Raw genomic sequence first — 9,365 nt, 5'->3', positions numbered from 1 at the left:
AACGAAGTAAATGATTCATTACCCCGCCTCACACACAGAAATCCTGACACTCCCCTGAGCACAGTCCACCGTCGTGGCATCAAGGTTAAACCCCAAGACCGATGCGGCGCTTCGGCCCAGTTCGGTTTCCGAACCCGCAAAGAAAAACGCCTCGAACATTGCTGCCTGAGGCGTTTCCAATTTGGCTCCGGACCTGGGCCTATGCGCCCACCCCAGTCATGAATGCGTCAGTGGTGCGTCAACTTCCTTCTCGGTGCTGATGTCCGAAGTCGGCTTCGGCGGCTCAATCTTGCGCAGCCATGACTGAGCACAGTCCACCGTCGTGCCCACGGCGCCATATTCACTGATCAAGCCTTCGCCCTCGACCTTCCAGATGCGGCCATGCTCACTGTGCTCGCCACGCAGGATGACGACGCGCACTTGCTTGCCCACGTTAGGGCCCTTGGTGCCGAGGGCACCTTCGATGATTTCGGCGTGGTCGCCAGCTTGGATTGGTTTCATGAGCAATCAATAAAGCAAAAGCCGCAAGCACTGCTGCTCGAAGCGGGTTGCATTTTAGCTTGTTGATCTGGGCGCTTCCTAAGCCTTGATGCGGGCTGCAAGCAATCAGAGCGGGCTGATCAGCTCTTGCCATGGCCAACGCGTTATTGGCTTGCCTCAAGGAGTTTTTTCAGTGCAATAAGGTCCTGTAAGACCAGGCCTTCATCTTTGTCAAAATCGAGGTCATTCATCTCTGGTTGACGAAACAGCACCAGCTCGACTTCTGTGCAACTGGCGTTGGCAACCATGCGCAGGGGGATGTACACCTTGGCCTTGCCCGACATTTCTACCCAGTGATCGAGTACGCCGTACGCATTGGGTTCACTGAAGCGCACGATGGCCTCCCCTTGAGGCGTGTCCGCCACCCAACCCTTGGTGGTTTTGTGGAGCGACTTTGATAATCCAGCTGCCCACTTTGGAAAGTTTTCAGGCCTGTGCGCGAAGTCGTACGCTGCTGCGATCGGCGCATTGATCGTCTGGCTGATGATGCGAACTTGGTGCGATTTCATCAAAGGCTCCGCTGATGTTGACATGGCCCTTGATCTTACGGATGGGATCGGTTTCCGAACCCACCAAGCAAAAAGCCCCGTACTTTCGTACAGGGCTTCGCTTATTTGGCTCCTCGACCTGGGCTCGAACCAGGGACCTACGGATTAACAGTCCGGCGCTCTACCAACTGAGCTATCGAGGAATATTTGGTTCAATTGGGCTGCTTGGATTGCGCGTTGCAGTGATCAATCGAGAACGAAACTATAGCAGTTTTTTAGACGGCTCTGCAAGCGCGCGCATTTTTTTGCGCATCCGCATCAGAAGTCAGCTTGCACCGATGCTGTCACCGTGCGCCTGGCCAGCGGGAACAGGTAGGCGTGGTCGAACTGCAGCGGCGCTTCACGCCACGCCCGGGTGTCGAGCAGGTTCTTGATGCCCAAGCGCCAGGTCAGCGCGCCTTGCTGGCGCCAGCCCTGCACATAGCGCAGCCCCGTGTCGATGCGCGTCCAGGCCGGGATGCTGATGCTGTTGTCTTCCAGCACCATTCGGCGGCCTTCGTGCACCAATTGACCTTGCAAGGTCAGGCCTTGAAGCAAGGCCACCTTGTAGTCGGCAGTCAGTTTGACGGCGTACTCGGGCACATTGACGGGCTTTTTGCCGTTGATGGTGGGGTTGACGCTGCCTTCACGTTCCGCGTGCAAAAACATGGCGCTCGCGTTCAAATCCCACTGGCCCCAACGTGATTGCAGCTGGCCTTCCAAACCGGTGTGCACGGCTTGGCCGTCCATGGCGTAGGTGTTGCCGACCTGGGTGCTGATGCCGCCAGCCTGAGGGCGGTGGATCTGGAAGGTGTTGAGCGCCCAGCCCCATTCAGATTCCTGACCTTTCATGCCCACTTCAAACTGGCGGCTCTTCTGCGAAGGCAGGGTGTCGCCTTCGTTGATGTAAAGGCCTGGAACCGTATCTGGCGCATTCTTGGACTCTATGCCTTCGCCCCAGCTGGCATAGACCTGCCTTTGGCGCGCAAAGCTGTAACCCAGGGCGATCCACGGCGTGTTGAAGGTCTCGTCGGTCAAGGCCTCTGGCAGGCGCCGGTTGCTGAGCAGGGTGCTGCGCTTCAGTTGGGTGTGCCGCAGTCCCAGCCAGGCGTGCCATTGCTCGGACAAGGTCACGGCATCACTCACCGACAGTTCGGTGCTGGTGTTGCGGCGCACGTGCTGGGCTGAGTTGAGTGTGGGATTACGAGGGTAAGGGCCGAATTCTCCAGAAATGTCCCCGATGCCGATCGTGTTGAATGCGGCCATATTGAGGTCCGTGCGAGCCCCGCTGCGCAGTGCCTCAAAACTCAAGCCATGGGTGGTTTGGCCGAGCTTGACTTTACCTTTGAGCGCTATATCAACCGCTTGGGTGATGCGCCTTTCGGCTGCACTGTCATAGTCGTTGGCATCGAAGGTGCCATCGCTGCAAAACGAGGTGTACGAGCCTTCTACGATGCAACCATACGCAAACACCGTGCGGTCATCGCTGTACAACTTCTGGATGCCGTAAGTGGTGGTCAACCCCCAATCGGCGTTCAGTTGCGAGGTCCAACGCAGGGTGCCGGTGGTGCCCTCCATCAACACCGGCAGGGCCCAGGGCTGGTGGTTCAGGTTGATGTCGGGGTTGATGCTGCTGGCGGCGGGCAGGGTGCTGCCCAGCAGGCTGAAGCCCGGCACGCTGGCCTGCTGGCGTCGGCTGTGCTCAATTTCAAACTCAAGCAGGTTGCGGGTGTTCACGCGCCAGTCGGTGGCCAGGGCCAGCAAGTGGCGTTGGCCGTTGGCGTAGCGCTCGTTTGGGTCCAGGTGTTCGTAGGCCACATTCAGCCGCAGCCCAAAGGCCTGACCCACGCCAAACCGTTCAGACAGGTCCACCGCGCCCAGCACACTGCTGCCGCCAGTGAAGGCCAGCGTGGCAGAGCGAACATGGACGGTGGGCCGCTTGACCAAGTAGTTCACCAGCCCGCCGGGCGAGCTGACGCCAGCCTGCATGCCGCTGGTGCCCTTGAGCACCTCGATGCCGTCCTTGTTGTCCAGCGGGATGCTGGTCTCCGCGATGATGGGCAGGCCTTCGCGGCGGTAGTTGTAGGCGTTGTCGAGCGTGAAGCCGCGCACCGACAAGAAGTCCCAATAACCCACGGCGTTGTACGAGTCGCTGATGCTGGCGTCCAGGCTGGTCAGGTCGGCCAGTCGCTGCGCGCCGCGGTTCTTGAGCGCCGTGCTGGAATAGGTTTGCGCCTGCATGGGCAATTGCCAGGTGGGCGTGTCGCCAAAGCCGGTGATGCTGGCTTGGTTGAGTCGTGAACTGGTGGCATTGACGGTGACCGTGGGCAGGGCCTCGGCGGGCGTGTCGGCCTGGGCGTGGGCCGAGCCCACCATGGCGCAGACCAGCGAAGCGAGCAGGGTGAGGGCTGCGCCACAGGGGTGGCGCGCTTGATTTGTTTTTTGCAGCATGGAGGACAACAGAGAAAAGAACTAGGCCAGGCCCAGCCGCTGGTGCAGCAGGGTGCTGGTGGTGGTGTATTGCAGGTGTTGGGGCTGATCGGGCTTGAGCTGCGCGGCCGCGTGGTGAGCGGCCAGCGTGGCTTCGTGAAAGCCGCACAACAGCAGGCGCTTTTTGCCGGGGTAGGTGTTGATGTCGCCCACGGCGTAAATGCCATTGACCGAGCTTTGAAAACTGTCGGGCGACACGCTCACTTGCTTGCGGTCAAGCTGGAAGCCCCAATCGACCAAGGGGCCAAGCTTGGGGCTCAGGCCGAGCCGGATCAGCAGGTGGTCCAGGGGGAGGGCGTGGGTGGTGCCATCAGCACCGAGGACTTGCAGGGCCGTCACGCGCCCGTCTTGCAGGTCCGCGCCCGAGGGCAGGCCCAGGGCCAGCTTGACCAGGCCTTGGGCGATCCAGGCACGCACGCGGGCTTCCAGCTCGGGCTCGGCCTGGAATTGGTCTCGGCGGTGCAGCAGGGTCAGGCTGGCGGCCTGCGCAGGGGCGGGGCTGTTCATCAAGGTTGCCACGGTGGACAGGGCTTCTTCGCCACCGCCAGCGATGACCAGGTGCTGACCAACCCAGGGGGCAGCGGTCAGGGCTTCAGGCAAGTGATAGTGCACATTGGCGGCGCCATCCAGAGCTGCCACGTTCAAGGTGCGGGGCACGAAGGCACCAGCGCCCGCGGCCACGAACACGGCGCGGCAACGAAACTGCAGGCCTTGCCGGGTGGCGATCTCGAAGCCGCCGTCTGCCAATGGCTGGATGCTGGCGACCTGGTCGTTCAAATGCAGGTTGCTGATCTGGCCGGAAGCCGGGTCGCGGGGCAGAAACGGCCGGGCTTGCGTTAGCAGCAATTGCGCCAGTTCACGGCCGGTGCACACGGGCACGCCGGGCACGTCGTAAATGGGCTTGTCGGGGTACAGCGCCACGCATTGGCCGCCCGCTTCAGGCAGCGCGTCGATCACGTGGGTGTTCAGGCCCAGCAGGCCCAACTGGAAAGCCTGGAACAGGCCCACCGGGCCTGCGCCAATGACGATGGTGTCGGTGTCGATCACCGCCACGATCAGCGGATCAGCTGATCCAGCTTGTCGGCCTTGTCTTTCCAGTCATCGGCCTCCGGCAAGGGGGACTTGCGCTTGGTGATGCTGGGCCAGCCCTTGGCCAGGTCGGCATTGATCTTGATGAAATGCTGCTGGTTGCCAGGCACGTCTTCTTCGGGAACGATGGCGTTGACCGGGCATTCGGGGATGCACACGGCGCAATCGATGCATTCATCGGGATCGATGACGAGGAAGTTGGGGCCTTCGCGGAAGCAGTCCACCGGGCACACGTCCACGCAGTCGGTGTATTTGCACTTGATGCAGGCTTCGGTGACGACGTGAGTCATGACGATCTCTTGTAAGTTGAATTTCGGAAACGTTGGTCGGATTTTACGGGAGCGCGCCAGCGTCCCCGCAAATCGGCAAATGGGTCAGGGGTTCGTCGGGCAGGGCCGTGGCCCCTGCGCCCACGATGACCAGGGTCGGGCGGCCTGCGTGGGTGTCGCTGGCCTGTTCCAGCGAGCCCACAGTGTGAACGGTGTGGCGCATGTCGGGCCAACCAGCGCGAGAAACCACGCTGACGGCAGTCTCTGCGGGCCAACCGGCGTCCAGCAGGCCTTTTTGCAACGGGTCGAGCTGGCGGCCGGCCATGTAGAAAACTTCCGTGTCGGCGCGTTGGCCCGGGCCCATGCCACATTGCAGCTCGCCAGTGCGCGTCATGGCCGTGGTGAAGCTGACGCTGCGGCCCGTGCCACGGCGCGTCAAAGGGCGCTGCGTGGCAGCGGCGGCGGCCAGGGCCGAGGTCACGCCAGGTACCACCTCGCTGGGGATTGCTGCGGCGCGCAGGGCGTGGAGTTCTTCTTCCAGGCGGCCAAACAGGCTGGGGTCACCCCCTTTGAGGCGCACGACCAGGCCTTGATCGCCATGGGCAGCGCCCACGGCCAGGGCATGGTCCACCAGCAATCGGTTGATGCGCGTTTGGCCGTTGAAATCACTGCCCGGCTTGCCCGAGAAGCCGCGCTTGCCCACGTCCACCCACATGGCCTGGGGGGCCAGGTCTTGCAGGGCGGCATCGGCCAGGGCGTCGAACAGCACCACCTGGGCCTGGGCCAGCAGACGCGAGCCCCGCACGGTGATCAGGTCGGCTTCACCCGGCCCCGCGCCAATGAAGACGACGCGGGCGGCAGGGGGTTGCTGAACCAGTGACGATGTCATCGGTGTCAGGCGGCCTTGACCAGCAGCGCGCCGCTGGTGCGGTTGGTGGTGGGGTCGACCACGATCAGGGCGCCGCCAATGCGGTTGTCCAGGTAGGGCTCGATCGGAAGGGGCTGCTGCGTGTGGATCTGCACGCGGCCGATCTCGTTCACGGCCAGTTGCTCGGCAGCGTGGTCTTCCAGGGTGTGGATGTCCATGCGGCTGTCGATGGCGGTGATGCGGGCCTGCACCCAGCGGTTGCCGTGGCGAACCCAGTACTTGCGGCCAACGACGGCGGGCTCGGTGTCCAGCCAGGCCAAAGTGGCCGTGAACTGGTCAGCAGGCTTGATGGCGCCGGGTGTGGCGAGCCAGTCGCCGCGCGAGATGTCGACCTGGCGGTCGAGCACGATGCCGGCCGATTGGCCTGCTTCGCCACGGTCGACCACTTCGGCGTTGTAGCGCACCTCGGCCACCACGGCGGTTTCGCCGCTGGGGAAGGCCTGCACGCTGTCGCCAGCCTTGACCGAGCCGTGGGCAATGCGGCCCCAGAAGGTGCGCGGCTGGTGGCCGGTGCCTTCGCCTTCAATGCCATTGTCACGGGTCACGTACTGCACGGGTTGCAGCAGGGCGCCGTCGTGGCGCTCGTCGGTGGCGGGCAGGCATTCCAGCAACTGCAGCAGCGTCTGGCCGGTGTACCAGGGCCAGTTGGCGCTGGGGGTGGTCACGTTGTCGCCGCGCAGGGCCGACACGGGGATCACGCCTTTCACGGCGATGCCCGCCTGTTCAGCGAAGGCCAGCAGTGAAGCCTTGACGTTGTTGAAAGCGGTTTCGGTGTCTTGCTCGATGGCGTCCAGCTTGTTGATGGCGAACACGATGTTCGGCACGCGCAGCAGGTGGGCCAGCAGGCTGTGGCGGCGCGTCTGTGCCAGCAGGGGCACGGGCGAGGCCTTCCAGTCGATCTTGGTGATGTCCACCAGCACCACGGCAGCATCACTGCCTGCGGCGGCCGTCACCATGTTGCGCGTGTACTGCTCATGGCCGGGGGCGTCGGCGATGATGAACTTGCGCGTCTTGGTGGCGAAGTAGCGGTAGGCCACGTCGATGGTGATGCCTTGTTCGCGCTCGGCTTCCAGGCCATCGGTCAGCAGCGACAGGTCGATCGGGGCGCCAGCGGCACGCTTTTCCAGCGCATCGAGTTGGTCGGCCAGGATTGCGCGGCTGTCGAACAGCAGGCGGCCAATCAGGGTGCTCTTGCCATCGTCCACGCTGCCTGCGGTCAGGAAGCGCAGGGCCTGGTGTTCGACTTGTTCTTTGGCGTGGCAATCAATCACGGGGGTGCTCATTTAAAAATAACCTTCCTTCTTGCGGCGCTCCATCGAGGCCTCGGACGTGCGGTCGTCCATGCGGGTGGCGCCGCGCTCGCTCACGGTCACGTGCAGGGTCTCGGCCACGATGTCGGCGGGGTTCAGCGCATCGCTTTCGACCGGGCAGGTGCAGGTCATGTCGCCCACGGTGCGGAAACGCACGTCCACCGTTTCAACGGTTTCGCCTTCCAGCGTGGGCGTCACGTCGGTCAAGGGCACCAGCAGGCCCTTGCGGCGCATCACCTGGCGCGCATGCTTGAAGTAGATGTTGGGCAGGGGAATCTTCTCGCGCTCGATGTAGAGCCACACGTCCAGCTCCGTCCAGTTGCTGATCGGGAAGGCGCGGAAGTGCTCGCCCGGCTTGATGCGGGTGTTGAACAGGTTCCACAACTCGGGGCGCTGCTCTTTGGGCTGCCATTGGCCGAAGCTGTCGCGGTGGCTGAAGATGCGCTCTTTGGCGCGCGCCTTTTCTTCGTCACGACGGGCGCCGCCCATCAGGCAGTCAAAACGGCCTTCTTCAATCGCTTCGAGCAAGGTCACGGTTTGGTGGCCGTTGCGCGATTCCAGCGGGTAGGCCAGGCGCACGGTGCCCTTCTTGATGGACTCGTCCATGTGCGCCACGATCAGGCGTTCGCCCATTTCGGCAATGCGGCGGTCGCGGAACTCGATCACTTCGGGGAAGTTGTGGCCGGTGTCCACGTGCAGCAGCGGGAAGGGCAGCTTGCCCTCAAAGCCGCCGCCTTCCTTCTTCATCTTGAAGGCTTTTTCAGCCAGGTGCAGCACCACGCACGAGTCCTTGCCGCTGGAGAACAGCAAGGCAGGGCGCTCGAAGGTGGCGGCGACTTCGCGCAGGATGAAGATGGCTTCTTCTTCCAGCGCGTCGAGGTGGCGGTGGTCAACATCCGCCAGCAGTTGGTTCTCGTTCACGGGGGCGTTCATATCGTGGTCTTGGGTTCTTTGGATCAACTCAATTCGGGCGGATGAGGCTGGACACGAGGGGTGGGAGTTCTTCGGCCACGCTGTCTTCGTGGACGTGCAGGCCGCATTCCTTGGCTTTCTCGTCTTCCCACCACCAGCGGCCGGCGCGGAAGTCCTCGCCGACAGCGATGGCGCGAGTGCAGGGCGCGCAGCCGATGCTGGGCATGAACTCGTCGTGCAGCGGGTTGTAGGGCACCTTGTGTTGCGACACGTAGTGCCACACATCGCCCCAGGTCCAGTCGATCATGGGGTTGTACTTGGCGCGGCCCTTGTCGTCTTCTTCGCGGGCCAGCATGCCGCCCCGGTTGTTGGACTGTTCGCGGCGCAGGCCGGTGATCCAGGCTTCGCGGCTGGCCAGCATGCGGCTGAGCGGCTCCAGCTTGCGGATGCCGCAGCAGGCCTTGCGCAGGTCGATGCTCTCATACATGGCCTTCTCGCCGTTCTTGCGAACGAACTCGATGGCCACTTCTTGCACGGGCTGGTAAACCTCGACCTTCAAGTCATACGTGGACTCGATGGTGCCGATCATGGCCACCGTCTGCGGGTGCAGCATGCCGGTTTCCAGCGTGCCGATGGCGATGTCGATGTGGTGGCGCGCGATCAGGTCGGTGACGATCATGTCTTCGACCCCCAGGCTGGTGGCCTGGACGACCTTGCCCGGGTGCCCGGCCGCGGCGGCTTGGAGCAGCGCAACCGTGGCCGCGAGCTTGGCCTCGAAATCGGGGCTGGCCTTGGCGTACAGGGCGATGGCGGTCATCGTGCGAACACCGGCTTGGTTTGCTGGACGTCGCCCTGGTAGTGGCCACGCGCGGCGAAGAAGCCCAGCGCGCGCTCGGCGGCGGCGCGTTCCTGGTCAGCGCGCAGTACCACGGCGTCCACGCCCGAGCGTTGCAGCAGCGGCATCATGTCAACCAGCACTTCGCCGGTCGCGCGGATCTGGCCCTTGAAGCGGTAGCGCGAGCGCAGGATGTGGGCCTGGCTGTAAGCGCGGCCGTCCACCCACTTGGGGAACTGCAGCACCACCAGCGACAGCTTGTTCACATCGCACTCAAGCACTTCGACGTCGGCATCGTTGGGGAAGATCACGCCCACGGCCTTATCAAGCGGCCATTGCTCGCGCACGGCGTGCCATTGGCCCAGCGTCAGCAGGCTGTGGTCCACCTTGGGTGGGTGAGAGATGGGGCCGTCTTCGCCGTCGGCCGTGCGCCACTCGTCGTGGTGGGTGTCGATGAATTTCATG

At 63.3% G+C, this 9,365-nt stretch carries 10 protein-coding genes and 1 tRNA gene; all 11 read right to left on the bottom strand.

Annotation, left to right across the window (positions count from 1 at the left end):
- Nucleotides 1–216 precede the first annotated feature (216 nt).
- The 11 genes from PSV38_RS12800 to PSV38_RS12750 all read right to left on the bottom strand — a co-directional run bounded on the left by PSV38_RS12800 (nt 217) and on the right by PSV38_RS12750 (nt 9,364).
- Entirely contained in the window at nt 217–501 is a 285-nt protein-coding gene (locus PSV38_RS12800; RefSeq protein ID WP_300547981.1) for a hypothetical protein, read from the bottom strand.
- A gap of 143 nt (nt 502–644) precedes the next feature.
- Nucleotides 645–1,049 carry an SRPBCC family protein gene (locus tag PSV38_RS12795; protein WP_300547979.1) on the bottom strand — a complete coding sequence of 135 codons (405 nt, stop codon included), beginning with the start codon at nt 1,047–1,049 and terminating at the stop codon, nt 645–647.
- Between the two features lie 106 nt (nt 1,050–1,155).
- Nucleotides 1,156–1,231: transfer RNA gene (locus tag PSV38_RS12790), tRNA-Asn, on the bottom strand.
- A 115-nt stretch (nt 1,232–1,346) separates the two neighbouring features.
- Nucleotides 1,347–3,518, bottom strand: coding sequence for a TonB-dependent siderophore receptor (locus PSV38_RS12785; protein WP_300547977.1), 2,172 nt, complete (start codon nt 3,516–3,518; stop codon nt 1,347–1,349).
- 21 nt (nt 3,519–3,539) lie between these two features.
- The gene (locus PSV38_RS12780) at nt 3,540–4,610 is read right to left on the bottom strand and encodes an NAD(P)/FAD-dependent oxidoreductase (RefSeq protein WP_366526657.1); all 1,071 of its coding nucleotides are present in this window, start codon (nt 4,608–4,610) and stop codon (nt 3,540–3,542) included.
- 2 nt (nt 4,611–4,612) lie between these two features.
- Complete coding sequence (fdxA, locus tag PSV38_RS12775) at nt 4,613–4,936, bottom strand: ferredoxin FdxA (RefSeq protein WP_300547976.1); 324 nt, start codon at nt 4,934–4,936, stop codon at nt 4,613–4,615.
- Nucleotides 4,937–4,979: 43 nt separating this feature from the next.
- Nucleotides 4,980–5,804 carry a uroporphyrinogen-III C-methyltransferase gene (gene cobA / locus PSV38_RS12770; protein ID WP_300547974.1) on the bottom strand — a complete coding sequence of 275 codons (825 nt, stop codon included), beginning with the start codon at nt 5,802–5,804 and terminating at the stop codon, nt 4,980–4,982.
- A 5-nt stretch (nt 5,805–5,809) separates the two neighbouring features.
- On the bottom strand, nt 5,810–7,126 hold the full coding sequence (locus tag PSV38_RS12765; protein WP_300547972.1) for a GTP-binding protein: 1,317 nt from the start codon (nt 7,124–7,126) through the stop codon (nt 5,810–5,812).
- Nucleotides 7,127–8,086, bottom strand: a complete 960-nt coding sequence (cysD, locus tag PSV38_RS12760; RefSeq protein WP_300547970.1) for a sulfate adenylyltransferase subunit CysD — start codon at nt 8,084–8,086, stop codon at nt 7,127–7,129. It lies immediately after the preceding gene.
- 28 nt (nt 8,087–8,114) lie between these two features.
- Complete coding sequence (locus tag PSV38_RS12755; RefSeq protein ID WP_300547968.1) at nt 8,115–8,882, bottom strand: phosphoadenylyl-sulfate reductase; 768 nt, start codon at nt 8,880–8,882, stop codon at nt 8,115–8,117.
- A complete protein-coding gene (locus PSV38_RS12750) occupies nt 8,879–9,364 on the bottom strand; it encodes a DUF934 domain-containing protein (RefSeq protein WP_300547967.1) in 486 nt (161 codons plus the stop codon). The genes PSV38_RS12755 and PSV38_RS12750 overlap by 4 nt, the downstream gene beginning before the upstream one ends.
- Between the last annotated feature and the right edge of the window lies 1 nt (nt 9,365).

The organism is Aquabacterium sp. (genome assembly GCF_029946005.1).
Lineage (GTDB): Bacteria > Pseudomonadota > Gammaproteobacteria > Burkholderiales > Burkholderiaceae_C > Aquabacterium.
This window is presented reverse-complemented; position numbering and strand designations above follow the sequence as displayed.

Bases quoted from the DNA above. Each gene is read 5' to 3' on its own strand.
- PSV38_RS12800 (WP_300547981.1), bottom strand. From the start codon at position 501: ATGAAACCAATCCAAGCTGGCGACCACGCCGAAATCATCGAAGGTGCC.
- PSV38_RS12795 (WP_300547979.1), bottom strand. From the start codon at position 1,049: ATGAAATCGCACCAAGTTCGCATCATCAGCCAGACGATCAATGCGCCG.
- PSV38_RS12785 (WP_300547977.1), bottom strand. From the start codon at position 3,518: ATGCTGCAAAAAACAAATCAAGCGCGCCACCCCTGTGGCGCAGCCCTC.
- fdxA (WP_300547976.1), bottom strand. From the start codon at position 4,936: ATGACTCACGTCGTCACCGAAGCCTGCATCAAGTGCAAATACACCGAC.
- cobA (WP_300547974.1), bottom strand. From the start codon at position 5,804: ATGACATCGTCACTGGTTCAGCAACCCCCTGCCGCCCGCGTCGTCTTC.
- PSV38_RS12765 (WP_300547972.1), bottom strand. From the start codon at position 7,126: ATGAGCACCCCCGTGATTGATTGCCACGCCAAAGAACAAGTCGAACAC.
- cysD (WP_300547970.1), bottom strand. From the start codon at position 8,086: ATGAACGCCCCCGTGAACGAGAACCAACTGCTGGCGGATGTTGACCAC.
- PSV38_RS12755 (WP_300547968.1), bottom strand. From the start codon at position 8,882: ATGACCGCCATCGCCCTGTACGCCAAGGCCAGCCCCGATTTCGAGGCC.
- PSV38_RS12750 (WP_300547967.1), bottom strand. From the start codon at position 9,364: ATGAAATTCATCGACACCCACCACGACGAGTGGCGCACGGCCGACGGC.